The 25,822-nt window shown below is 43.8% G+C and carries 23 protein-coding genes; 7 read left to right on the top strand and 16 right to left on the bottom strand.

The genetic code is table 11. The features are described from left to right. Positions 1–168 precede the first annotated feature (168 nt). Positions 169–843, top strand: a complete 675-nt coding sequence (locus tag QUA10_RS16235; protein WP_333084832.1) for a nitroreductase family protein — start codon at positions 169–171, stop codon at positions 841–843. A 159-nt stretch (positions 844–1,002) separates the two neighbouring features. Continuing rightward, complete coding sequence (locus tag QUA10_RS16230; protein WP_333084833.1) at positions 1,003–2,892, top strand: hypothetical protein; 1,890 nt, start codon at positions 1,003–1,005, stop codon at positions 2,890–2,892. A 59-nt stretch (positions 2,893–2,951) separates the two neighbouring features. Here the strand turns inward: QUA10_RS16230 and QUA10_RS16225 are convergent, their stop codons facing one another. Then, entirely contained in the window at positions 2,952–3,590 is a 639-nt protein-coding gene (locus QUA10_RS16225; protein WP_333084834.1) for a Uma2 family endonuclease, read from the bottom strand. Between the two features lie 187 nt (positions 3,591–3,777). After that, positions 3,778–4,557 (bottom strand): ABC transporter permease, encoded by a 780-nt coding sequence (locus tag QUA10_RS16220; protein WP_333084835.1) that lies wholly within the window; start codon positions 4,555–4,557, stop codon positions 3,778–3,780. A 127-nt stretch (positions 4,558–4,684) separates the two neighbouring features. Between QUA10_RS16220 and QUA10_RS16215 the strand changes: the two genes are divergently transcribed. The 4 genes from QUA10_RS16215 to QUA10_RS16200 all read left to right on the top strand — a co-directional run bounded on the left by QUA10_RS16215 (position 4,685) and on the right by QUA10_RS16200 (position 9,626). Beyond that, positions 4,685–5,842 carry a DegT/DnrJ/EryC1/StrS family aminotransferase gene (locus QUA10_RS16215; protein ID WP_333084836.1) on the top strand — a complete coding sequence of 386 codons (1,158 nt, stop codon included), beginning with the start codon at positions 4,685–4,687 and terminating at the stop codon, positions 5,840–5,842. A 437-nt stretch (positions 5,843–6,279) separates the two neighbouring features. Then, a complete protein-coding gene (locus tag QUA10_RS16210; RefSeq protein ID WP_333084837.1) occupies positions 6,280–7,956 on the top strand; it encodes an AarF/ABC1/UbiB kinase family protein in 1,677 nt (558 codons plus the stop codon). 86 nt (positions 7,957–8,042) lie between these two features. Beyond that, positions 8,043–8,489, top strand: coding sequence for a hypothetical protein (locus QUA10_RS16205; protein ID WP_445304825.1), 447 nt, complete (start codon positions 8,043–8,045; stop codon positions 8,487–8,489). A 186-nt stretch (positions 8,490–8,675) separates the two neighbouring features. After that, entirely contained in the window at positions 8,676–9,626 is a 951-nt protein-coding gene (locus tag QUA10_RS16200) for an NAD-dependent epimerase/dehydratase family protein (RefSeq protein WP_333084838.1), read from the top strand. A 124-nt stretch (positions 9,627–9,750) separates the two neighbouring features. Here QUA10_RS16200 and QUA10_RS16195 read toward each other — a convergent pair whose 3' ends face one another. The 13 genes from QUA10_RS16195 to galE all read right to left on the bottom strand — a co-directional run bounded on the left by QUA10_RS16195 (position 9,751) and on the right by galE (position 23,358). After that, positions 9,751–11,649 carry an Npun_R2821/Npun_R2822 family protein gene (locus tag QUA10_RS16195; protein ID WP_333084839.1) on the bottom strand — a complete coding sequence of 633 codons (1,899 nt, stop codon included), beginning with the start codon at positions 11,647–11,649 and terminating at the stop codon, positions 9,751–9,753. Positions 11,650–11,813: 164 nt separating this feature from the next. Further along, on the bottom strand, positions 11,814–12,746 hold the full coding sequence (locus tag QUA10_RS16190) for an Npun_R2821/Npun_R2822 family protein (protein WP_333084840.1): 933 nt from the start codon (positions 12,744–12,746) through the stop codon (positions 11,814–11,816). Then, positions 12,743–13,717, bottom strand: coding sequence for an Npun_R2821/Npun_R2822 family protein (locus QUA10_RS16185; RefSeq protein WP_333084841.1), 975 nt, complete (start codon positions 13,715–13,717; stop codon positions 12,743–12,745). The genes QUA10_RS16190 and QUA10_RS16185 overlap by 4 nt, the downstream gene beginning before the upstream one ends. 93 nt (positions 13,718–13,810) lie before the next feature. Continuing rightward, a complete protein-coding gene (locus QUA10_RS16180) occupies positions 13,811–14,662 on the bottom strand; it encodes a formylglycine-generating enzyme family protein (protein ID WP_333084842.1) in 852 nt (283 codons plus the stop codon). A gap of 11 nt (positions 14,663–14,673) precedes the next feature. Further along, a complete protein-coding gene (locus tag QUA10_RS16175) occupies positions 14,674–15,624 on the bottom strand; it encodes a glycosyltransferase family 10 domain-containing protein (RefSeq protein WP_333084843.1) in 951 nt (316 codons plus the stop codon). Between the two features lie 143 nt (positions 15,625–15,767). Further along, positions 15,768–17,009, bottom strand: coding sequence for a glycosyltransferase (locus QUA10_RS16170; protein WP_333084845.1), 1,242 nt, complete (start codon positions 17,007–17,009; stop codon positions 15,768–15,770). Positions 17,010–17,160: 151 nt separating this feature from the next. Further along, positions 17,161–19,164 (bottom strand): ABC transporter ATP-binding protein, encoded by a 2,004-nt coding sequence (locus tag QUA10_RS16165; RefSeq protein WP_333084846.1) that lies wholly within the window; start codon positions 19,162–19,164, stop codon positions 17,161–17,163. A gap of 92 nt (positions 19,165–19,256) precedes the next feature. Beyond that, the gene (locus tag QUA10_RS16160) at positions 19,257–20,408 is read right to left on the bottom strand and encodes a glycosyltransferase family 4 protein (protein WP_333084847.1); all 1,152 of its coding nucleotides are present in this window, start codon (positions 20,406–20,408) and stop codon (positions 19,257–19,259) included. A 69-nt stretch (positions 20,409–20,477) separates the two neighbouring features. Further along, positions 20,478–20,678: a hypothetical protein gene (locus tag QUA10_RS16155; protein WP_333086308.1), complete on the bottom strand. Its 201-nt coding sequence runs from the start codon at positions 20,676–20,678 to the stop codon at positions 20,478–20,480. A gap of 10 nt (positions 20,679–20,688) precedes the next feature. After that, positions 20,689–20,898 carry a hypothetical protein gene (locus QUA10_RS16150; RefSeq protein ID WP_333086307.1) on the bottom strand — a complete coding sequence of 70 codons (210 nt, stop codon included), beginning with the start codon at positions 20,896–20,898 and terminating at the stop codon, positions 20,689–20,691. Positions 20,899–20,914: 16 nt separating this feature from the next. Next, positions 20,915–21,265, bottom strand: a complete 351-nt coding sequence (locus tag QUA10_RS16145; RefSeq protein ID WP_333085405.1) for a hypothetical protein — start codon at positions 21,263–21,265, stop codon at positions 20,915–20,917. Between the two features lie 253 nt (positions 21,266–21,518). Then, entirely contained in the window at positions 21,519–22,205 is a 687-nt protein-coding gene (locus QUA10_RS16140) for a hypothetical protein (protein WP_333086306.1), read from the bottom strand. Between the two features lie 154 nt (positions 22,206–22,359). Next, entirely contained in the window at positions 22,360–23,358 is a 999-nt protein-coding gene (galE, locus tag QUA10_RS16135; RefSeq protein WP_333085407.1) for a UDP-glucose 4-epimerase GalE, read from the bottom strand. Positions 23,359–23,987: 629 nt separating this feature from the next. On the opposite strand from galE, the gene gloB reads away from it, so the two are divergent. Next, positions 23,988–24,761 carry a hydroxyacylglutathione hydrolase gene (gene gloB, locus QUA10_RS16130; protein WP_333085408.1) on the top strand — a complete coding sequence of 258 codons (774 nt, stop codon included), beginning with the start codon at positions 23,988–23,990 and terminating at the stop codon, positions 24,759–24,761. A gap of 94 nt (positions 24,762–24,855) precedes the next feature. On the opposite strand, the gene QUA10_RS16125 is transcribed toward gloB, so the two are convergent. Further along, the gene (locus QUA10_RS16125; RefSeq protein ID WP_333085410.1) at positions 24,856–25,695 is read right to left on the bottom strand and encodes a glycosyltransferase; all 840 of its coding nucleotides are present in this window, start codon (positions 25,693–25,695) and stop codon (positions 24,856–24,858) included. Positions 25,696–25,822 lie beyond the last annotated feature (127 nt).

The raw sequence follows: 25,822 nt of genomic DNA, 5'->3' as shown, positions 1-25,822 counted from the left end.
CGAAGGCAGAAGGAAGAAGGCAGAAGGCAGAGGGAAGAAGGAAGAAGGAAGAAGGAAGAAAAACAATTCAACTTTTTTAAGTTACCAATCCCCATGCCCAATCCCAATGCCCAATGCCCAATGCCCAATGCCCAATGCCCAATTACCAATTACCCATTAGAATTATCCATGACAATTGAAATCCAACCTTCAATTAATGTTAAAACGGCGATCGAAAGCCGCCGCGCCGCCCGCAGCTTCAAACCCGATCCGATTCCCCCAGCCATATTGGCAGAGATTTTGCGGTTGGGAGTGCGATCGCCCTCTGGTTACAACTTGCAGCCTTGGCGGTTTATCGTACTTCAAGACCCAGCCAGCAAACAAAAATTAAAAGCTTGCGCCTTCGATCAGCGCCAAGTGGTAGAAGCCCCAACAGTATTAATTTGCTGTGGCGATCGACGCGCCGCCGGCCCCGAAAATACCGAAGCCGTCATCGAATTGGGCAAAGCAGCAGGCGCAATGAATGACAATTTAGCCGGTTATATGCGACAAGCAATCCCGCAATTATTCGAGAACCGTCCCTGCTTCGATTCCCTAGAAACTTGGACAAACAGACATACAATGCTCGCCGTAGCTCACTTAATGATTGCAGCTAAAAGTTTTGGGCTAGATAGTTGTCCGATGGAAGGTTTTGTCAGCGCTAAGGTGAAAGAAGCCTTTCAAATTCCGGAAGAAGTAGATGTTTGCTGTTTGCTGCCGCTTGGTTATGCAGCAGAACCTTTCAAACAATATGGCGGACGTTTTGACGTGACTCAAGTTTATTACAGCGAAAGTTATGGACAGGCTTTGCAAGCTGAGATTTGAGAGTTAAGATTTTGTTGCAACTTTAATTTTTAGAGTTAAGAATTGGAACGAATCGGTGCTCAAGTTCAAACAAATCAAAAAAGCCGACTGTTCTCCAATCTAATATCTAAAATTCCCAATCTAAAATCGCAAGTGGTGAGATCAGACAGAGGAAAAAATATGACAATAGCAACGCGACAAAGCAACGCACAAATTCTAGAAGTAAAATTGCAGCAACACTTGCAAGCAGCCGGATTTAAAAACTTACCGCTTTATATTAGTTGCGATTTTCGAGATGAATCTTTAACGGTTGTGGGAGAACACCCGCGCAGTTTAGTTCTCAAAGCCAAACCGACTTTTGCGGTGCTAGAAGCAGCAATTCTTGAAATAGAACCAGAATCTATTCAACAGATTGGACTTTGCCTAAAAATTACCGGGCAAAAACAGCCTTATGCTTTCCATTCTTTTACCATGCACAACCCTGTTTTGTCAAGACCAAAAACAGTGCAGTTGTTCAAAAAAACCGAGAATATCCCCGCAGAAGAAACCGGGATAGTCTTAACAGAAAATGTTGCCGAGACGGCAGATGTACAGGAGGAAATACCGTTAGAAACAGATGGGAAAGATGCGTGGGATGAAGAATATTTCCCCAATTTGTCTGAAAGTTCCAGCAATTCCGATCCGATCGCCTTTAGGGTAGCTGCAATCCCGGCAGATATTGGAGACAATCCCTTCAATCCGCTGGATATGGAAGCGGTAACAGTTGCCCAAAAACCCAAGCATTCACCGTTTGCGATGCTGGCTGCTGCAGGAATTATCAGTGTCGCCGCGCTAGTTTTGGCAGGCGGTTATTATATGCTGAGTCGGCCCTGCGTCATCGGAGGATGTAGTGCTTTAGCTAATGCCAAACAGTTGAGCGAGAATTCGACGAAGACTCTAAAAACGTCAAAAGTTGCCAACAGTCCCCAAGAAGCCCAGCGACAGTTAAAACAGGCGATCGCCCTTTTGGAACCGATTCCCTCCTGGTCAATTCATCGCGGTGAAGCTCAAAGCGCTCTGGAAAGCTATCGGAAGCAAAATCAGAATTTAAACTCTGCGATCGATGCAGCGCGCCTCGCACAGTCAGCAGCCCAAAAAACCCAAAATCCGCCTTATTCGGCTGAGAACGGGCAGGAAGCGCAAGCTCTGTGGCAAAGTGCGATCGCCGAACTCCGAGAAATCCCCACAGACAGTCCAGTTTATCCGTTTGCTCAGAGAAAAGCGAAGGAATACCGGAAGAATGTAGCAACTGGAAATCGGCAGTTAAGCACAGAGAAAAAAGCGGAAAAAACGCTGCTCGCCGCCAAAAGTAGAGCCCAAATAGCAGAAGCTCGCGAAGCCGTAGCTCAGACCGCCGAGACTTGGGATCAAGTGCAATCAGGTTGGGAAGAATCCCTCGAAATCCTATCAGAAATTCCCACGAATACGACATCTTACCAACAAGCTAAACTGCTAGTTCCCAAATACGAAACCAAACTTTCAGAAGCTCGCGAGCGCAAAAATGTCGAAGGAATTTCGGAAAATGCGTATACTCAAGCTGTGACTTTAGCAGCGGAAGCTCAAATTTTTGAGGGCAAAAACGCCTGGTTTAAAGCATCAGAATCCTGGCGAAGAGCTTTGAGTTACGCGGAGCAAGTGCCGGCAGCAACTGCATATTCCCAGAAAGTCCAACCGCTGATTGCTTCCTACAAAACTTCTTTGCAGCAAGCAGAAGTAAAGTTGCAGGAAGAAAGGAACCTGCAAAAAGCCCGCACCGATTTAGATAGAACTTGCAAAGGCAACCCCAAGATTTGCGACTATACTGTTAGCAAAGATTTGATTGCGGTGCAGATGACTCCCGGTTACGTGCAGAAATTGCAACAAACTTTCATTCAAGCAAACAACAACAATGCTGTGAAGTCTCGCCAAGCTGTAGAAAAGCACGTTCAAACGTTGCAAAAAGCTTTGGAGGCGATCGCCGAAAACGCCAAAATCCCGATGCAGGTGTACGATGGTGAAGGCAAGCGGATTGGGAGTCACGAACCAAAGTAGTTGTAGTTGTAGGGTGCGTGAGGGCAAAAAATCTGTCTGAACGATCAAAATATTTACACTCACGCATCGCCAGCAATTTCATCCGTAGTCAATCCAGCTTGAAAAACTTGTTGCGCCGTTAATTTCAACTCCGGAAAAGTGGGCGACTCGATTGTCTCATCTCCCCGAAATTGACTAACTTCATACTCACCATCAACCAACTGATAAATCGAAATAGTCGGTTGCTTGGGATTCCCGATAAACCTGCGGCCACCCAAACCGAGATAATCCACAATCCAATATTCGGGAATTCCGATTAGTTCATATTCGCCCACTTTCCTGATGTAGTCATTTTGCCAATTCGTGCTAACGACTTCAACAACGAGCGGAATTGATGCGCCTTGAGTCACAGTTGAGAACTTTTGCCACAGAGGTTCTGATGCTAAATTTGGGCGGTTTAATATCAAAATATCTGGAGAATAAGCAGAGAGGTTTTCGATATTTTTAACTAAGGCTTGTTTGGGGAAAATGTACGGAAGTTTTCGCCTTCTGGACTCAGCATTTAACTCTGAACCTAAAAAACTGATAACTTCTTCATGCTCTCCTAATAGCTGTGACATTTCAACAATCTCTCCATTGTGCAGTTCATAACGTGCATTTTCGGGCTTCCATTCCGCAAATTCTTCAAAAGTTAGCGGTTTACTTGCTATTTGAATCATGGCTATTCTCCTTAGTGATGACTGGGGCGGGCTATTCGGCTCACCCCACAAGATAACTCACTCTGTGCGGAACAGGCCGGAAAGCCTGTTCAATAAAATAAGGCTAAATGCAAATTCCTACCTACGTTATATTACCAATTATCAATGCCCAATGCCCAATTACCAATGCCCAATTACCAATGCCCAATTACCATTTGATCAATTGTGCATCTTGATTAAAAAACTTCCGGGACAATCCCTCAGTCAAAAGCAGAGTTGCAATTACAGTTGCCAGCGCTAACACAAACATAATCAAAATCTGGTAAGATGCTGCATCTAGAGGACGGACACCGCTCAGCATTTGACCTGTCATCATCCCTGGTAAAGTTACGATTCCTACCACTGTCATTGTATTTAAGAGCGGGATTAATCCAGCTTTGATCGCGTCTTTGCGGTACTGCTTTACTGCTTGCTGCGGCGTCGAACCTAAACTTAAATGGGTTTCTATTTCTAACTGGCTGCTATTAACTGTACTGACAAGTCTTTCCCCGGCGATCGCCCCGGAGTTCATCGCATTGCCCAAAATCATACCCGCTAAGGGAATCAGGTATTGCGGTTCGTACCAAGGGTCCGGCTGCAAAATTAGCAAGTTTGTATAGGCGAGAGTCAAGGCTGTACTGATAAAAATTGAACCCCAAACTAAGGGCAGTAAGTTCTTGATTTTTTTGCTGATGCGGTTGCTGGCAACCATGCTAGCTGTTGTCAGCATGATTGCTAAAACTGCTAAAACCAGCCAAGGATTTTTCCCCTCCGGGTCAAATACGACTGCGAGCACGTATCCGACTAAGATTAGCTGGATCAGGGTGCGCCCCGCCGCGATCGCGATCGCCCCCTCCAGCCCCAATCCCTGCCACGCCGAAAGCCCGATCGCGATCGCCACCATCCCCAAAGCCCAACCCAAATCTGTCAAATCTAGCAGAATTAACACCGGCCCACCCTTTCGATAATGTGATTGTTTGCCTGTCCAAATATAAGATATTGCAATAAAGGTTTCTGAGAAACAGTTTTGCTGCAAGAATTTGCTTTGATAATGCTTGAAATTTATGGTGTGAAGAGTGAATAATGTTCCCCCCCTCGACTTAACCCGCCAATACGCGCAGATTGGCGACGAGATAACCGCTGCAGTGCAAAAAGTGCTTGCCTCTGGCGGCTACGTAGGCGGCCCAGCCGTAAAGAGTTTTGAACGAGAGTTCGCCGACTACATCGGCGTTTCCGAGTGCGTGGGCTGCAACTCCGGCACCGATGCCCTGATTTTGGCTTTGCGAGCTCTCAAAATTGGCCCTGGCGATGAAGTGATTACCACTCCTTTTACCTTTTTTGCTTCCGCTGAGACAATTAGCGCCGTCGGTGCGACTCCAGTATTTGTCGATATTGACAGCGAGACTTTTAATCTGGATGTCGAACTCCTCGAAGCGGCAATTACCGACAAAACCAAGGCAATTATGCCAGTGCACATCTTCGGCCAACCGGTAGACATGACTCGGTTGATGGAAATTGCGACTCGGCACAATTTAGCCGTAATTGAAGATTGCGCCCAATCTGTCGGGGCCGAGTGGCAGTCTCGAAAAGTCGGCAGCATTGGTCATGTCGGCTGCTTCAGTTTTTATCCAACCAAAAACTTAGGCGCTTGCGGTGACGGTGGCGCGGTGACGACAAATGATCCTGCCCTGGCAGCTTCGATGCGAGTGCTCAAAGAACACGGACAGTCTTCTAGGTATTTCTACGAAGAAATCGGCTACAACAGCCGTTTAGATGCCCTGCAAGCGGTGATTCTCAGCATTAAATTGCGGTATCTCGACAGTTGGAACGCCCAGCGACGTTCTCACGCCACACTTTACAGCGAATTTCTCTCCCGCGTGCCCGGAGTTGCCGTCCCCAAAGAATTGCCATTCGCAAAAGGAGTTTGGAATCAATACACGATCCGGCTGACAAGTCCAGAAAACGCGCAAAATCCCTCTGGCGATTTTCGAGATTGGATGCGGGCTCAGTTGCAGGAAGCTGGCATCGGTTCGATGGTTTACTATCCGTTACCTTTGCACCTGCAACCTGTTTACAAATCTTTGGGCTATGCTGCCGGTCAATTGCCAAAGGCTGAGCAAGTTTGTCGCGAAGTCTTGTCTTTGCCGATGTTCCCGGAACTGTCGAGGGATCAACAAGAGCGGACGATTTATGGTCTGAAAGATTGCTTGGCAAAGGCCGATCGCATCCGGTAGCTTTGGCGCGATGGCATCAGCGAGGGAAATGCAGGAGGAGAAAAGAATTGCAGGGTTGCAGTGCTGTGAGAATGTGCAGGGTTGAGGGAGAGCTGTTAAGTATTTTGACCGATCACTTGTACTTTTATGTACTATATTTAATGAAAAGAAACAAATTTAGGCTAGCAATCCGCCTCGAACGGGTGCATTTTCCGCTCGCCTAAAACTTGCAGTGCGATCGGTCAATGATGAAGAAGGAAGAAGGAAGAGGGAAGAGGGAAGAACGAAGAAGGAAGAACGAAGAAGAAAGAATAAATAATATTTGAACTTTCGACTTCCATCCCCGATGCCCGATGCCCGATGCCCGATGCCCGATGCCCGATGCCCGATGCCCGATGCCCAATTCCCAATTCTCAATTTAACCTGTAATTTTCAGAAGATAAGAGGAAAATAAACGAGTGCCTCAGTATCAATTCACTCAGGCTAGACGCTACGATCCACAAGCGATCGCTCAGTATTACCGCAACCGTCCTTGGAAAGCAATTTGGCGCGCAATTACCGTTATTTGGTCTTTTGCGGGCTTTGTGCTGGGGATGCTGTGGGACAGTTGGCAGCACGAAGTCGCAGCACACCAGCCGGAACGGGCCGCCCACCTGCGACAAATACTCACTCGCTTGGGCCCCACTTTCATTAAAGTCGGTCAAGCCCTTTCTACCAGACCAGATTTGATCCGCAAAGACTTTCTCGAAGAATTGATCAAACTTCAGGATCAATTGCCACCGTTTGACTCGGTGCGCGCTTTCGAGATTATTGAAGCGGAACTCGATCGCAAAATTAGCGAAACCTATAGCGAAATCTCTCCCGAACCTGTCGCCGCGGCAAGTCTCGGTCAAGTCTACCGAGCTCGCCTCCTCACCGGGGAAGCAGTAGCAGTCAAGGTGCAGCGACCGAATTTGCTGCCAGTCTTGAGCCTTGACCTTTACTTAATGCGCTGGGCCGCTGGATGGTTGGGCCCCTTGTTGCCGCTGAATCTCGGTCACGACCTTTGTTTAATAGTCGATGAATTCGGTATCAAATTGTTCGAGGAAATTGATTATATCAATGAAGGACGCAACGCCGAGAAATTTGCTACAAATTTTGCCGACGACCCGACAGTAAAAGTTCCGAGCATTTACTGGCGTTATACTTCAAATTGCGTTCTGACTCTTGAATGGATTGACGGCATCAAGCTGACAGATATGGCAAGTGTTAAAGCCGCAGGTTTGGATACCGATAGTTTAATTGAAGTCGGAGTCCGCAGCGGTTTGCGACAGTTGCTGGAACATGGATTTTTTCATGCTGACCCCCATCCGGGAAATCTGTTTGCCTTAGCGGACGGCCGCATGGCTTACATTGATTTTGGGATGATGGATCAGATGGAAGAAACAACTAAAGAAACTTTGGTTGATTCTGTCGTTCATTTGATCAACAAAGATTACTTACAATTAGCCAAGGATTTTGTCAAACTTGGCTTTTTAACGCCAGATACAGATATTATGCCGATCGTCCCGGCGTTGGAATCTGTACTGGGTGATATCGTCGGGGAAAAGGTGTCAGATTTTAACTTCAAGACGATTACAGACCAGTTTTCGGAGTTGATGTACGATTATCCTTTCCGGGTGCCGGCGAAATTTGCCTTAATTATTCGCTCTCTGGTGACAGAAGAAGGTTTGGCCCTGACGCTGAATCCGAATTTCAAGATAGTCGAGGTAGCGTATCCTTATGTAGCGCGGCGTTTGTTGAATGGAGAATCTCCGGCACTGCGGCGGCGTCTGATTGAGGTATTATTCAAAGATGGCAAATTCCAGTGGAACAGGTTAGAGGACATGATCGCGATCGCCAGATCCGATCGTAGTTTCGACTTGCTCCCCACAGCACAACTAGGCTTGCAATTTTTGCTGTCAGAGGAAGGGTCGTTTTTGAGACGCCAGCTAATGTTAGCTTTGATTGAGGACGATCGAATCCACACCGAAGAAGTTCGCAGCCTGTGGAACTTAGTCAAGGAAGATTTGCAGCCCGGTCGCCTTTTCAACGTTGCTCTAGGCGCTTTGACGGAGTTTTCCACAGCAGGAGCAGCCGCGCTAACTCGATTTTAGTCATTAGTCATTGGTCATTAGTCATTAGTCATTGGTTATTTGTTGCTTGTTAGTTGTGGGTTCTAATAACTAATTCCCCATAGCCAATGCCCAATGCCCAATGCCCAATGCCCAATTTCCAATTCCCATTTCCAATTACCCAAATTAAGGAATTATTCGTGTATTATTTTCCAGAACCTCCCTATTTTTTAATGTCGGCTGGACTGCTAGCAGGGATGGCCTCCGGTGTAGCATTTGAAGCAACTCTCAAACAATCCGTACAACAGTGGTCTAAAAATCGTTCTACTCGCACCTTGGCTAACCTGCCAAGGCTGCAATTGGTCATACCTTTTCTGGGAATGGCTGGCGGTATTTGCGTATTTTTAGCTTCTGGAATGGAGATTTTTGGCTTCCCAAAACTACTGTGTTATGCCCTAGCTTTGCCACTGACGCTACTCACAGGCTGGCTAGTTTGGACTCAGTTAGGTAAGCTTTTGATCGAGTTAGAACGCGGAGGTTCCCAAGCACTGGATTTAGATTCTTTTGAACAATGAAAGTTAACTATCAACCTCTTTTGTGAGAAGCAAGGGGGTTGATAGTGATCGAGGATTATCCTAATTTGATGCTTTTTGAACCGCAGAGAACGCAGAGAACGCAGAGGAAGAGAAAGAAGAAGATGACAGCTTAGGCAATAATTTGTGTATTTTTTTTACAATCTAAAATCTAAAATCTAAAATCGAATGAGTATTTTAATTGTTACGGGCGCGGCGGGATTTATTGGATCTAACTTAGTAGAAACTCTTTTAAATAGAGGCGAGACGGTGATTGGTGTTGATGAGTTCAACGATTATTACGATCCGGCTCTCAAGCGAAAAAATATTGCACGATTTGAAAAGTATCCGGGTTTTGAATTGGTGGAAGGCGATATTTTGTCTCTAAATTGGCGATCGCTTTTATCCGATGCTAAGGTAATATTTCATCAGGCGGCGCAAGCAGGAGTTCGTGCTAGCTGGGGCGACGGTTTTCGCAGCTATACCGAACGCAATATTAACAGCACTCAAGTATTGTTAGAAGCGGCAAAAGATGCGCCCAGATTGAAAAAGTTTGTCTATGCTTCTTCTTCTTCAATTTACGGCAATGCTGAATCTTTTCCCACGAATGAAAACGCTTGTCCCCAGCCAGTTTCTCCCTACGGAATTACGAAATTAGCTGGTGAACGTTTGTGCGGGCTTTATTACAAAAATTTTGGTCTTCCGACTACTTCGCTGCGCTATTTTACCGTTTACGGGCCCAGACAGCGCCCCGATATGGCTTTTCACAAGTTTTTTAAGTCGATTTTGTTTGACGAGGCGATTTCAATTTTCGGCGACGGATTGCAAACGCGGGATTTTACGTTTATCAGCGATTGCGTGACGGCGAATTTAGCGGCGGCTGAGGTTGCGGAAGCTGCGGGGGAAGTTTTTAATATTGGTGGGGGAAGTCGGGTAGTTTTAAAAGAAGTTATTGATACAATACAAAGGATTGTCGATCGACCTATTCGGATAGATTTTACCGAAGCTGCGAGGGGAGACGCGCGGCACACTAGCGCGGATGTGTCTAAAGCCCAGAAAATCTTAGGTTATCAGCCACAGGTTGCTTTAGAAGAAGGTTTAAGGCGCGAATGGGAGTGGATTCAGTCTGTGTACAGTTAGAGTACAGTTAGATGCTATCTATCCCAGAAATTCCGCAACTTAAATTGAACATTGTTAATTTTTTGAATTACCCAACTTTTGAGGTTTCTCTGTAATTGAAATGCTGCGATTATACCATTAATTTTTAGAAAAAATCGCAGTTTTTGTGATTAGTAATGGCTTCGATAATTTTATTTAAAACTTTTTTAGAATCAGTCATTGTACTGAGCCAATAACTGCCTGAATGTTGCCGATGATAATAACTTAAATTACTCACCGCATACAAGCTGCCGCCACTTTTCAACCACAAATAATTGAAAGCGGCGACATCGGAAGCTTGCACGCAAATATCTTGATTATCCTCGGCACAATCCAGGTATTTCTGTACATTGACGAAGTAGTTGCCATCATTAATAAAATTGCGAAATAATTTAGGATTGGGATTATTTAGAATTAATTCTCGTGCTTTTTCAAGATTGATTTCTGTCTCAGAATATAATTTAAAATTAAAGTAGGGATTGGCGGATGTCGGACAGTAAATTAGTTTAGGATTCCATGCAGTTATGTGGTAGAGTCTATCGACATAAGTTTCGCTCAAGGCATTGTCAGAGTCAAGAATAATTGCCCACTCATTTTTGCAGTGGGAAATAGCCATAATTTTGCTTTTATACGCACCAAAATTTTGCTCACCTCTGCGGATAGAAATCTTAGGTGACAAGTTTGCTATATTTGCTTGCATCCTAGAAAACTCTTCGGGAGAGGAAGCATCATCGTAAATAATAATATCATCAATACGATCGTCATACAAAGCATTGCACAATGCACCTACAACCAAACTAGAACGGTTAAAATGGGTAATAGCTAGAGATATTTTACTTCTGTTAGCCACAGACGGACGCCGAATTGAAATTAAGCGAACGCCTAGAAGGCTTGTCCGCAAGTCCATCATAATTTTGTAATACTGTTGGTAAACTTTATTTTCGAGTTGTAAACTGCGAATTTTTCTGCCCGCTTTTCGCAAAATATTCATTTCTGTATTTGCCAATCTATACCTAAAGTTGATATTTTTTTGCCTGACAAAGGTTTTGGCATTTCTGTATCCGCGCACTAGCAAACTTGGGGATTTGAGTTTGGGGCATTTTTCCGGCAACTTCAAATAGCGGTAGTGCAGAAATACATCTCGGTAGGGAATTTCAACATCTTCACCAGCACACAATTGATTAATTTTTGCAGCCGCAATACTCATGTAATGCAAATAAGTAAGCCGCCGTCCTTTATCATATAAAACATTATCTATCACATCAAATTGAGAAGACCAATGATTTCCCGTTACCTGTTCGGGTTGAGCATATGCAAAGTTGTAAAAAGAGATTTTGCTGCGGGCGACTAAATAGTTAAGTAAAGATTGGTCAGATGCACTCAAGCACATAGTTTCCGCTTCTCCTGATATTAACTTATCTAACAGTTGGACTGAATTTTCTCTATTAAATATTTCTTTTTTTGAAGCAAACAAACCTGTACAAAAAGTATGAGATGGCAGTTGGTCTATATTAAAAATATGTGGCAATTTCTCTGAGGATAAGTCAAATACATAGTTGAGGTCTGATTTGTATTGAAAATCGTTTGCTACCCAATCAACTCGATCTAGTTTTTGATAAATATAATCCAGACAACCCATTAACAGAGTGTCCGCGTCAAAATATACAAATTTGTCAAAAGGCCCGTCAAAACAGCATAATTTCCGATGCCTGGTCAAACAGTGAACTGATTTCAAACCTTTAGCTTGCCAAACTTTTTGAGCTTTGGCGTGAGATGTCCAAGCTTGAGTTGCAAAGTCTTCCCAGAAATGAATTGAATCGGTGTTGTCAAAGAGGGTGACATTAGGACGAATTGCAATTTCTCCTCGCACTTTTTTCAGTCTATCATCATAGGGAATGATACAAACGGGAATATCTTTTGCCCCATTGACTTCGAGACTGTTTAACAAAGCGACTAAGTGGTCGAAAACCACATCGTTTGCTAGAATATAAATACCATTTGTCATAATTTTTAAGCTTTTTAAGTCCTTTGCCAAATATTCCGCTAGGGTGTGTTGGGCACTGGGGGATCATCTCGGCTTTATCGAATTTATCGAATATCAAAACAGCGCCCAATGCACCGAAATTCTCGCCCAAGGTGCCTGGACTCCTGGCAGATATCTCGGCTTTATCAAATATTATAACAGCGCCCAACACACCATACAATATCGCATATTATAACAGCGCTCAACACACCATGCAAAGAGCGAAATATTTTTTGCACTAAATTTGGTGGTTCCTCATTGAGATAACGATAATGTTTCCACAGGTTCCAATAAGGACTACCGGATTTAATTGGTATTCCAGCCCAGTGAATATATTTTAACCTTTTGCCTTTGTCATAAAGAACATAATCTATTTCTTGAAAATGCTTGGAACCAGCCCAGCTTCCTGGTTCGGTTGCTGAATCTTTAACAAGATTACAGCGCTTGGGAATCAGCTTAAGAATGATATAATTTAGTAGAGGTTGATCTGTGACATTTTGAGTAAAGTCAAAATATTCTCGATGCTGCGAACATTCTCGCAAAATCTCATACATTTGTGATTCTGTAATAGTTCCTTTTCTGGATGCCCAAAAACCGCTGTTGAATACATCTTGAAGCTGGGAGTCGGTAAAGATATTCTGTTGTTGTACAGCAGGTGAAAATACATTTCGCAGTTTTTCGCTGAGGTGGTGGTAGTCGCAGCAAAAAAAGTCTACTTCTGATAGTTTGTTTAAGTTGGCTGCGATGTCTTCAAAGACGATGATATCGGTATCGATGTACAGAAATTCGTCGAGGGGGCCAAACCAGGTGGCGAGTTTTCGTATTTTGTTGGGGAGGGCTAAAAAGTTGCGATCGAACGTTTGGCCAATTTCCCTGGTAAACTGTTCCACAAACTCCAGATTTGGGAACAATCGCACGTCGTGGAGACTGCTGAGTGCGGCTGCGACTTGCTGATAATTGTCGTCGAAGGGAATCATAAAAATTGGTACTTGACAATTGTACAGACGTATGCTATTTAAAAGGGCGATCGCACTTTCGATCACCTTATCATTCGCAACAATATAAATACCGCGATTCATAAAGTTATCCTCAACCTTCTCAATACCCTGGTTAACAAATTCGCCCCAGAAACCTCAGTATAAGACTTTGGCGCTTGGGCAAAAATCGGACGCTTGGAGGGTTCGCGGAGATAGCGGTAATGCAGAAACAAATCGCGATAGGGAAACTCAATATTTTCGCCCACACAAACTCTCCGAATTAAATCCGGCGGCACGCCAATATAATGAATGTAAGTAAGTCGGTTTCCCTTATCGTACAAAATCCAATCTTGCTCTTCAAAATGTTTGGAAGTGACGCTGCACCCAGTTTTTTCGCCATCCGGGAGACTGTAAGCAAAATTATAGCTATTCATCCCCGTTTTCATCACCATATAATTGAGCAACGGCTGTTCTCCCGCACCTTCATAGAGAATTTCCGCATCGCCCGATTGCAGTTGAGCTAACAGCCATTCTCTAGTATCTTGCTCAAACAATCCTTGCTTGCTGGCGTAAAATCCCGAACAAAATATTTCTGATTCGATGCGATTTGGCTCAAAAATTTCGAGCAGTTTTGCTGACTGAATATTGTATACTTTAGTGGGGTTGCAGAATTGAAAATCATAAACCACAAAATCCGCTTCTTCTAACTTCTGGAAAACCGCATCAAGGGAATTCATCACCAAAGTATCCGCATCCATATAGATAAACTTTTCAAACGGGCCCTCGAAAGCGCAAAAGCGCCGGTGTGCGCCGTAAAGCCGGAATTTTTTGCGGTTCAAACGCTCTGGTGCGGCTGTTTGCATGAAGTTGTCCCATCGTTGAATTGATGCGCTATCTTCATAAATAAAGACGTTGGGACGGTGAACAATTTCAGCTTTAATTTGCTCTATCTGCTCGTCGAAAGGATAAATACAGACAGGAGTATTTGAGCCTAAGATAACTTCAATACTGTTGAGCAAGGCAATTAGTTGATCGTAAACTGTATCGTTGGCTAGCGTGCAAATTCCATTCATATCTATAGTCTCGCGAAGGCGGACTTTGTTTGTGTCGTTGCGGTTTCAACCGCCGAATCATTTAAAGGGTAAAAAACAGTCATCGGGGGAAAACTAAGACGAGGGAGAAAGCGACGCCATCGCTACGCGAAAACCCCCAACACTAGACCTATCGCCCGCCGAGGAAGCGCCGCGAGAGGCAGAACGGCAACCGATATACTCACTGACCCAGCAACCGCCACGGAGCACCCGGTAATCATCTTTGCCAGTTTCCCAGGAACTTCCGTCAGTTGGTGCGCCGTTATAGTCTTGGTTCCACCTATCGCTGCACCACTCCGAAACATTGCCGTGCATATCGTACAATCCAAACGGATTCGGAGGAAAACTCCCTACATCTGTTGTTTCTTTGCGATAAAGTCCTCCGGGTGTATATCCGCAGGGGTCGCTTGCGTCATAGTTGGCTATTTCCGTGGTAATGTATTCCCCAAAATGAAATGCGGTTGTTGTATCGGCACGACAGGCGTATTCCCATTCTGCTTCACTCAGAAGGCGATATTTTCTCCCGGTTTTTTCCGACAGTTTGCCACAGAAGTCGACGGCATCATCCCACGATACAAATTCAACAGGACGTTTTTCACCTTTGAACTTCGATGGATTGTTTCCCATTACTGATTGCCACTGTGCTTGGGTGATAGGATATTTGGCTGCATAAAAAGCGGGTATGGTGACTCGATGCTGCGGACCTATGTAATAATATTGTCCTGTTTCGCTGCTGGGGAAACCCATCATAAATGTGCCGCCGGGAATCGATACCATTTCCAGTACAATTTCGTTCCCTAAGTCTTCGGGGAAGAAGTGAGCTGAATGACGGTGGCGACTGTTTTCTTGTGGTTCAAAATTTACTGTTATCACATCAAACTCAAAGGTAGGCAAATAGTTTTGTAGTTGATTTTGGTTTTCTGTCATGGCGCTATTTCCTAAGATGCAAAGTTAGACAGCCAATTGAGCAAGTTTAATTCGTGGAGAACTATTTGTCGGGCTTCGGCAATTTTTTCCCTCGCTTCATGCCAATAATCCGCACTCGCAGTAACCTCTTTAATAAATTCTACTCCTTTCTCATCCAAACTCGGCAGCCTCAGAAAACTCCCCGCCGGCAACAATTTATCCGCCGCCGAACCGCCGTAATAAATCGGCAAACACCAAGCTAACAAAGCATCCCAAAGCTTCTCGCTGACATACCAATCGTTTTCGGCATAATTTTCAATAGCTAAGTTGTAATAGTATGGTGCGACAGCGTGCCATTTATTGTTCATAGTGCCGTTGCCGTGCGCCCAAGTTGGCAAGTTTCGCCCGTAAAGGTCAAAATCCAATTCTTGTGATTGTAGCAATTTGATAAAATCTAATCTGTGGCGGTGATTGGCGCTGCGGCTAACACCTGAAGTAATCCAAGAACAGGATTTAGTTTTCGGCGGCGCAGGCATCTCATCGAGTTCTCGAAACGAGTTAGAGTGATACCAAATCGCGGGCATATAATCGGGTTTTGGGGCGAAATCGTCGGGCCCGGAAACGTAACCACAATAAAGTTTGGCTTGTTCGTAATTGGCTCTGGTAATTCCAATAACTTCTGGTAATGGCGGTTCGCGGATTAGGTAAATTATGCGTTCCTTGGGGACACCGCGCAATTTTTCTTGGATGTCATTTTCGGGATTTTGGGGGCTTAGACGGCGAATTTTGTCGATCCAGGATAGATTTTTGGAAGGTTTGGGAAAGTCGAATTGATACATGAGTAAAAAGTCTGGTTCTGGGTGGTTGGCGAGCATTTGAATCTTTCCCCATTTGCCGAAGTTGTGGGGGGTTTGTTGCCACAGCCAGTCGCTTTGGTCCATACCTGGGTAGGTGGTGATTGTGCCCATGATTTTTTGGTTCATATCTAATAATAAATCTGGTTTTTGCGTGTGGGCGGGGCGGGTTTATGAGATTATTAATTTGAGGCGATGATTGTTGGTAAAACCCGCCCCTACTAATAATAAATCTGGTTTGTGCGTTGGGCAGGGCGGGTTTATGAGATTGTTTATTTGAGGCGATGATTGTTGGTAAAACCCGCCCCTATGGAATTTTGAATTATCGGATATCGCACTTGCTCATCCACGTAACTTAAAATTCTCTCTATCCTATTTTCCCATGAGAATTGCTTGATAAAATTAAATGTTTCTGCATAACCTTCTATTTTTCTCGGATATTTGGTTAAACAAGCTTGAATGCTTTTTGCAAATTCATATGGCTGATCCGGTTCGCACCAAGTTGCTGCTATATTTCCCGATTTAAATTCCATTAAAGATGCAATCTCCGTCGCTACAATCGGAGTTCCCGATGCCATGTAATCAAAGAATTTTAAAGGAGATGTGAACGTCGCCGCCTCTGTCAAACAGTGTGGGTGAGTCAAAACATCGGCTGCTTGCAGCAAGCTAGCTAGTTGATTTTGAGGCAGGTAGCCGAGAAATTTAATGTTGTTAACTTGCTTGGATTTGGCTAACTGCTGGTAGGCTGTTACTTGGGATGAATCGCCACCGGCGATCGCAAATTGAACCAGCGGCAATTCCTGAGCCACATCCACCAACATATCCACACCTTTAAACGGGTAAAGTCCGCCCGCATAAACTGCTAAATGCTGTCTGTCATCTGTTAATAACTGCTGTCGCCAATTCTGAGCTGCTTCTGTTTGTCTCGCGAGAAACAAAAGGTTAAAACCGTTGTGCAGCGTAATTACTTTTTCCGGTGGCATCCCATTCTTAATCATGCTTTCTCGGACAGTATCGGCAACAGTTACAGCAATTTGAAACAGAGGATGGCAAACGATTTCTGGTTCAAAAATTTTTTCGTCGTGGTGGTGCTGTTCGTAGATAGCGGGAATTCCATTTTTAACTGCTGCTTTGACAAAGTTCCAGTCGCGGGTGTGGACAATTTTAGTAGATTTAAGCAGGTGAATCGGTAAGTAGTATTTTGAGACGATCGTACTGGAACTCGTCCACTTGCTGTGCCAACGGTCGATCGGCCACGGCATCGGTAAATCTGCTACTTTTAATTTATCTTGAATATTGTAAATATTGGCAAGTTTGTCATCTGGTTTCCTGGGTTGAAAAGGAAAAAGCAAATCAACCGGATTCAAAGCACTCCAGCCTTTGCGGAGATATACCAAAACTGCTGGTAAACCGAGATTTGCTGCGGCATTTGCAGAGTGTGCAACTTGAACTAAGCTCGCTACATTGGGTTGCGGTAAGATATTTCTGGTAAAAAATACATAATATTTAGACATCGTAATTGGTAGTTGGTAATTGGTAAGGGGAGGCAGAGCCTCCACATATGTATTCCTGGAGCCTGGGAACCAAGGTAAATCAACCCGACATGATACGACTTATGGCTTCTTCCTCCTTCATTCTTCCTTCTTCCTCCTTCCTTCCTTCTGACTACTTTTTAACAGCCTGACGCTTAATAGTATTTTCTATAAATTCTAAAGTAGTGAAAATATTAGCAGCAGAGTGAAATGATTCTCTGATTAACTCGTCTCTTTCTTCGGGAGAGTCTACCATTTCATCTACTAGCATTTTGAGGTAAGCTATCATGGGAGTCAGGCGAGTGCGAATTTCGTAAGAACCTCTAATGAGAGCTTCATCGCGAGCGGTTTCTTCGGCAAATTGCACTGAATACAAGCGAGTGTAGTAACCTCCTTTTGCTAGCAATTCTTCGTGGGAACCCATTTCTACTACTTGCCCGCGATCGATCACGGCGATTTTGTTGGCTTTTTGGACTGTGGAGAGGCGGTGGGCGATTACCAACGTTGTGCGATCGCAACTCAATTTCTCGATCGCCGCTTGCACGTACCTTTCCGAAACCGTATCCAGCGAACTCGTTGCCTCATCTAAAATTAAGATTTCCGGGTTTTGCAGCAGGGCTCTAGCAATTGAAATTCTCTGACGCTGCCCTCCCGATAATATCACCCCCCGATCGCCAATTTGAGTATCCAACCCCTCCGGCAACAGTTGGATAAACTCATAAGCATTCGCCCCCTTCGCCGCTTCCACAATTTCTTCCTCAGTCGCTTGGGGTCTAGCATAAGCAATATTTTCGCGCACTGAAGCATTAAACAAAAACGTATCTTGGCTAACAATACCCATCGCTTGTCTCAGACTTTTCAAGTCAAATTCGCGCAAATCCCTGCCATCGATCGAGATATTACCTTCAGTAGGATCGTAAAATCTCGGCAGTAAGTCTGCCAAAGTTGACTTACCAGAACCCGAAGTTCCTACCAAAGCCAAAGTAGTGCCATGAGGTAGAAATAAATCAATTCCTTGCAAAACTAAATTTTTGTGGTTAGGATAACTAAAAGATATTTTATTAAAATGAATTCCCGATCGCAAATGAGTGTAAGGCACAGAACCGTTCAGCATAAATGGCTTGTCCTCGCAGCTCAAAAAATCATTAACCACCTCTACACTAGCCGACGTATTAGCAAATTGACTGCGGCCGCTATTCAACTGTGAAATCAAAGGGATTAATCGAAATAGTACCAATAAATAGGTTAATAAAATTGTAGCAATAGACTCTATCTCATTCGCAAATATTGTGCGACCTATAAATACAATCAAAATTATAACTATCAAATTAACAACTTCGTTAATTGGGGCGATCGCGGCATAATTTACCTGAGCCTGAAAATCCGCTTGTTCTCGCCTTTGAATTAAATGCTTGATCCGCTGATACTCTCTTTCCTCGTTCCCCGTTGACTTGACCAGCCGAATCCCACTAATCGTTTCCAGTACCCTAACCGAATAATCTTTCGACATTTCAGAAAGCAGGTGACCAAAATGCTTGGAACGGTTAATAATATATTGATTTGTCCAAGCAACTAACGACAGCAAAACTGTAGCTGTCACCGTCAGTTTCCACGAGATAGAAAGTAGCAAACCCACAAAAACCAAAACCGTGATTGAGGTAGTAAACATTCCGATGGCCGTACCAACTGCACTAGCGGTCCGACCAATCTCTCCGCCCAATCTATTAATTAAATCCCCGACTTTAGTTTTAGAGTAAAAATCTAAATCTACTTCTAACAACAAACGCAAACCTGCTTCTCGCAAATCAAAAGTCAGAGATCGCGTCAGAGAAGTAGCTACTAAAGTATTGATATAACTCGCAACATTTTTAAAAAAAATTGCCAGCACAATCGCCCCTGTCATCAACATTAAACGCTGATTTCCGGGCATTCCCTCAAAAGGATACATCAAAGTTTTAATTAGAGGTGGAGCACCACGCAGCTCGATAGTTTCCTCTAAAAAACTTAAAAGCACTGGTACAATCAGAGTAGTGCTGATACCGTTGAATAAAGCGCCAGAAAAGCCCAGCATCACAGTTAAGAAAATCCTGCCGGGATATCGTCTGGCAAATTTTAGGAGTAGCTTATTGGCAGACATGAAGCATTCCCAGCTAAACAGTACGGCATCTCAAAATATTCTTTAATAACAGCCAGCTTTTCTTCCTCCCTTGAGTAGTTTTAAAATAACATTTACATACCTGCGATTATCTCTGAAAGTATCGGTTTCATTGCTTGAATACTATATTTTTTCACACATCTTTTCCGAGCTTTCATTCCTTGTAAATTAGCCGCTGTCAAATTTTGAAATATCCATTGAATTTTTTGTGAAATTTGAGCGGGAGAACTCGGATCGACTAAATAACCCGTTCCCCCTAAAATTGCTGGAATATCCCCCACTCGCGTAGACAAAACAGGCTTAGCCATTGCCATACCATCTGTCAGCTTGAGCGGAAACTGAGCCACGGCTGCGAGAGTTTCTCGCTGAGGAACAACGACAACATGAGCCGCCGCTACAACGGACGGCATCGTCTCCACTGGAAACCTTGGCAGTTTAATAATCCAACGCCCCCATTGTTTCACAAGTTTATCATCATAATCATCATAAGGACTGCCGCCGACGATCGCTAATTTTAAATCCGGCTCATTTAACAGTTCGAGGGCCATCAAAACATCCTCCACGCCTTTATGAGGTCGCGGTGCCCCCGGAAACATCAGAACTCTATACCCGGACAAGCCGTAACGCTGTCTGCTCAATTCAGGATTGTATTTAGCAGGGTCGAACATTGCAGTATCCTTACCATTAGGCAAATATACACCACCAAAACGCTGTTTTAAAAACTCAGTATCAATGGTGACTGCATCAGCACGGTGAATTAGACTTTCCATCCACTTGAGATAGAGCGGATTATCTGGTTCTCTTAATTGACCGTTGTGTTTAAAAATATCTCGATAAAGTTGTTTAAAAGAGGGACGGTATTTCCATTCATCTCCGCCGTACCAGCTCAGTTCCCAGTCGTCTATATCTAAAATTATAAAGTGGCGATTTGCCAGTTTTTTTAGCAGTGATAACCCAAAGCTTGTAGGTTTAGGTTTGACTGCATAAATAATATCCCCATCTATTTTTTTCCAAAGTTTTTGAGCATCCATCAAAAACCCCGGATAATTTTTACCCGGTATCGCACATACCGGGATTTCTCTGGGAGGAGTAGCGTACAATTCCTTGCCAAACTGAAATCCAACAACTTCTACATCACATTTAAGCTCTATCAAGACTTGAGCTAATAAAAAAGCACGAATTGCACCTCCTCCTGACAAATCGCTCACTACTAATGAAACTTTCACTGAGTATTTTGTTTAAAACATTTTTTTAATTTTCCTGCTTAACCGAGCTTTTGTCAAGGCGATTCGGACTCACGCACTCCCGACCAAAGCAACCGGGTTTTTAACCAGGGCAAAGGGCAGCAACGCGTCTTTTGGTAAAAACAAACCAGTGATGCACCCAAGACTGTTATTCCAGCCAGCAATAATTCTTCTAGGTAAATTTTCGGGTATGTTGAGGCTAATTTTTTTTATTTTGGGCTGAATTTTGTTGTTTTTGATGCAGTTTGCCAACAAACTTTAATTATTTTAAACGCCAGGGATTGTTAAGTTGATTTGGTAAAAATATTGTAGCCGTGCGATCGACTATTCTAGTAAAGAGCGAGCGCGTCACGTTCTTCGCGTACTGAGGGCGGTAAGGATAAGTGCAGTGCATTACTTTAATCGGTTTGTCGATCGTATAAACATCTTTCCACTTATCCAAGTAGTTGTAAACGGTGGACAAAGTTGTCATTTTCGGTTTCACTGATTCAACAGCCGCCGCAAAAGCGCCTTGAATCTTTCAAGATTAGCACATTTTGATGCGCCACTACCCTATCGAAATATTTCTTAAAGTGTCTAAACAATTCCTGAGTTTTACTGCTTTTCGTAAAAGCGATAAATCCGCCATTGTATTGAATGCTATTTGCATTTAGCGGCAACCCGACAGACTGCAAAGTTGACAGAATATCCTGCTTAACTCTTAATAAATTTTCCGCTTTAGCAATCGCAGGCTGCCCGTCTTCTGTTATCAGCAAATCTACTTCATCAAGATAGTCAAAAACTTCATAATATTGGCGATAGCAAACAAATATCGCAGTCCAGATAAATAGTTTTCTCAAAAGGAGATTGTTGATACAAAGCCAGCTTAGCTTGTCGCGATGCTAAAACAGGATTTTCGGGTTTCGGTGCGGCCTGCAATCTCACATTTCCCAACACCAAAAGTAAGGGATATAAAAATCGAGGGACTCTATCTATTAAAATAATAATTATTTCGCGGTGAAACTTCCTGACTGAAGCTAGAAAATGTATGCAGTCTTGAAATGATTACAATCCAATTAAAATGGTGATAAATCCTCTATCCATATCTTTTCTCTAACGATAGTAAAAATTGAAATTTAATAAGGCAATTAACTGTGTTTTTAATAACCGATAGAGATATTGCCAATGCTCAAACTGCAATTTATCCCAAACCTTATCCCAAAAGGTTCTTACTTGATTTTTTTGCCAGTCCCAATGAGCCAAAGAATGCTCCCTAATTTGAGCGAGTTCCTGCCACCCGTCATTACGAATATTCCACCCAACTTTAGCAGTTGCTAACCCAATGGGATTACCGTCTTTTGTTTTGACTTTTTGCACTTCAAAAAATCTTCCAATCTTTCCCCATTCTTGAATAAACTGAATTTCTTTCCCATTGTCTCTCGCAATTACGAACAAATTTTCTGGAACAAAACTTACATTTTTTAATGGGATTTCTAGCTTTTTTGCTAATTTATGAATTGCCTCTTTTCTCCCCGGCAGTGATTGATTTGGTGGATGTTCTAGAATGGGAATAAACCCTTTACAAGTAATTCCTGGCATCCATTCTCTCTCCGGCACTTTTCCTATGATTCTTGTATCTGCATCCACAAAAATTGTCACTCGGCATAATTCTAAGGCTTTTTTTAGTGCAAATCGTTTATCATTATAACAATAATCTACACCTTCGCGAGTTTTTTTAAAGGCGAAAACATTCGTCAAATCCTGAAAGTCATTTGGGTTGTCAGTACAAACAACTAGCATCGTCCCTAGAGAATGAGTTTCTAAGTCTGCTGCTAGTTGTTTGGCTAATTCGCGATACTTTTTCCCAAAAGCTAAGGTGCAAAAACAAAAATCTTTGTGACTGTTTAACATTATTTAAGACTCTATTTTTGCACTTTTTTTATTTGAGTTTATGCTAACTGTGACGCTTTTGATGCCACTGCCAAGCATGGGATATAATATTCTTGATGTCTGGATATTCTGGAGACCAGCCCAAGGTTTCGATCGCCTTTTTGCTGCTGCCAACCAAAGCAGGCGGGTCGCCCGGACGCCGATCGCACTCAACAGCCTTAATCTCTTTTCCCGTCACTTGGCGAGCCGTTTCTATCACCTCTTTCACCGAAAAGCCGCCACCATTGCCCAAATTAAAGAAATCAGATTTGCCACCATTTAACAAATATTCTAATCCCAAAATGTGAGCCGATGCCAAATCGTTAACGTGAATGTAATCCCGAATGCAAGTACCGTCATGAGTATCGTAATCCGTGCCAAAAATCGCGATCGAATCTCGTTTACCCAAAGCCGCGAACAACACCAGTGGGATCAGGTGAGTTTCTGGATTGTGATCCTCTCCTAACAACCCGTTAGGATCGGCCCCAGCCGCGTTAAAATAGCGGAAACAAACAGACTTGAAATCGTACGCAGCGTCAAAATCCGACAAAATCCTTTCTACCATTAACTTAGTAGCACCGTAGGGATTGATCGGATTTTGTGGGTGGTCTTCTGTGAGCGGAATTTTGTGCGGTACACCGTAAGTCGCGCAAGTAGAAGAAAATACAAATTTCTTCACCCCAGCAGCGATCATTGCTTCCAAAAGGGTAATAGTGCCGATGACATTGTTACGATAATATTTAGCGGGATCGGTAACAGATTCGCCCACGTAAGCGTAAGCAGAAAAGTGCATTACAGCATCAATCTTGTGCGTAGCAAACAAGTTGTCTAAAAGAGTGCGATCGTTCGTGTCGCCAACTACTAACTCCACCTGCAAAGCCTGATCTACTATATCTCTGTGACCGTAAACTAAATTATCCAAAATCACCACACCGTAACCGGCGTTTTTCAGCGCTAATACCGCGTGAGAGCCAATATATCCCGCTCCGCCCGTCACCAAAATAGTTGGTTTGTCTGCACTCATTTTATTCTGCCTGTTTTTGTACCTGGGATTGCCAAGAGCCTTGTTAATTTGAGACTTCCACATCTGAGGCTTTCACACTCGGCGTCAGCGGGAGAATTCAAGCTAAATATCTAGGCTTTGCTGTGCCCGACGGGACGATCGCACTCCTAAAAAATGCTTTTTAAACTCCAGACCGATGCTGAGGGAGCAAGTCTTTCTGTTCAATCGATAAACTTGAGGCGACCAATTTGGATATAATCAAATATCCGATTAATCTGATGTCGATCCTCTTCTGAAATTTTATCATCTGATAGGATAGCCGAAGTCAAAACTAAGTGTTCCCTGCGACTGATCTTGCCAGAGGCTACAATCCGATCGACTTTTTGAGAAATTGTTAAGTTCGATTTGTTGTGAGATGTTCGCATTTATTTGATCGCTTGTATGCTAAAATAATTAAAGCCGATTGCACTTATTGACCCAAAAATCGTGCGTACCCGACCTTAAATCACTTTGCTCAACAGCAGAAATAACGTATCAGAGTTTTACTTCCCAAGATAGATACGCGGACTTAATAAATCTGCAATCAGCCTTCGGATAGGGTTCAGAACTAACTTAATTATATAATATTTTTCCTAGAGAGGCACTTTTCTATGCAGGTTTATCGGCTTCCGGTACTGTCCGACAATTACATTTTCTTGCTGCACGACCCCGATCGCCACACAGCAGCCGTCGTCGATCCAGCACGATCGCAGCCAGTATTAGAGCAACTCCAAGCACTCGGAGCCGAATTAACCGCAATTTTCAATACCCACCACCACCGCGACCACATAGGTGGCAATCAGGAACTGATCGATCGCTTTCCCCATATTAAAGTTTACGGTGGCGCAGAAGACCGAGGCAGAATACCCGGACAGCAAGTGTTTTTACAAGCGGGCGATCGAGTTTCTTTCGCCAACAGAACCGCCGAAGTCTTCTTCCTACCCGGCCACACAAAAGCTCACATCGCCTACTATTTCCCCCCCAGCAATCCCAGCGAAACCGGCGAGTTGTTTTGCGGCGACACCTTATTTGCTGGAGGCTGTGGCCGGCTCAAAGAAGGCACTCCCGCCCAAATGTTAGCCTCTCTGGGGCAACTGCGAAATTTGCCCGATCGTACGAGAGTCTGGTGCGCCCACGAATACACGCTGAACAACCTGCAATTTGCCTTGAGAGTGGATGGCGACAATCCCGATTTACAGCAGCGCTTCGCCGAAGTCAAGGAAGCGCGCAGTCGATCGCAACCTACAATACCATCATCGATCGGCCTAGAAAAAAGGACAAACCCATTTTTGCGCTGGGATTTTCCCAACATCCAATCAGCCGCCAACACCTCCGATCCAGTGCAAACCTTCGCTCGATTGCGCGGCATGAAAGACCAATTTTGACCCAAAGCATCCAGGATACAAGCCCCCGGATTCATCCGTGGGGTCAATGTTTCAATTTTTTAATCTAAAGTCTAAAATCTAAAATCTATTGACCTTAACGTTTTTGTTTTTTCAGGTAGCTCTTAAACTTGAGTATCGGTTCGCTCAACCACCTGTCAAGTCTTGTGTATTTTACGTGAAAGCTCGATAGCCCCTTCAACTTATTTGGAATTTTTTCCAGTTCGTCCTTAAACGGTGTCTGAGACAACATATCAAGCCATAATTGATTAGGGGCGGAGCTTTCCCACGGTTTCGGTCTTGACATAAAGTGCATCACTTTACTTGACATATCATCAGTCTTGTGGTTGTTCCATATTTGGTCTAGTTGCTTCCACCTTCCCACTAAAACTGAATTTAATGCACCTTGATCGCGATCGCCCCAAACGTGGGTTCTAGCATTTTGGAGCAACTTTTCCGACAGTTGCTCTTCCTCCCAAAGCTTCATGTTGTAAACTAAAACACCACTATTGAAATAAGGGTTTCGAGCTTGATAATTGTTGGGATTTCCCCAAGTGTTTGCTGCGGCTGCTATCGGCAGAGTTTGAAAATCTAGGTTCCACAGCGGCTTTAAGCTGCCCATAACGATCGTATCGCTGTCGAGCCAAATCAGCTTTTTTGTTTCTTTAGTATATTTTCGTGGCTCCAATTTAACGTAAGGCAGTTTAGAACCAGATACCGAAAGAAGTTGGTCGTAATTAGATTGCAATTCTTGCCATTCAATCTGGTATTTGCAGCAATTCTGTAACTGTTCCTTTTGCGGTGAATATATCCTGGTAGATACAACGGTAATTTTGACCTGCTCCTCCCCAGATTCGCTAACATTTAGATCTAGAGACTTGAGAAGTGCTGCTAACCCCAGAATATAGGTGCGATCGGCGGCTGTGAATATGTGCATAGGATTAAGTTTGTGAGATGAACGGCAAACGTGACACAAACGTTGGGACTGGAGGAAGCAGGCGACCCTGTATTGAGGTAAATACGATCGCCCGTTTACCGTTGAGACGAACATTATCTTGCCTAAA

This window comes from Microcoleus sp. Pol8_D6 (assembly GCF_036700965.1).
Taxonomy (GTDB): Bacteria; Cyanobacteriota; Cyanobacteriia; order Cyanobacteriales; family Microcoleaceae; genus Microcoleus.
The sequence above is the reverse complement of the archived record's forward strand: the minus strand, read 5'-3'. Positions and strand labels throughout refer to the sequence as shown.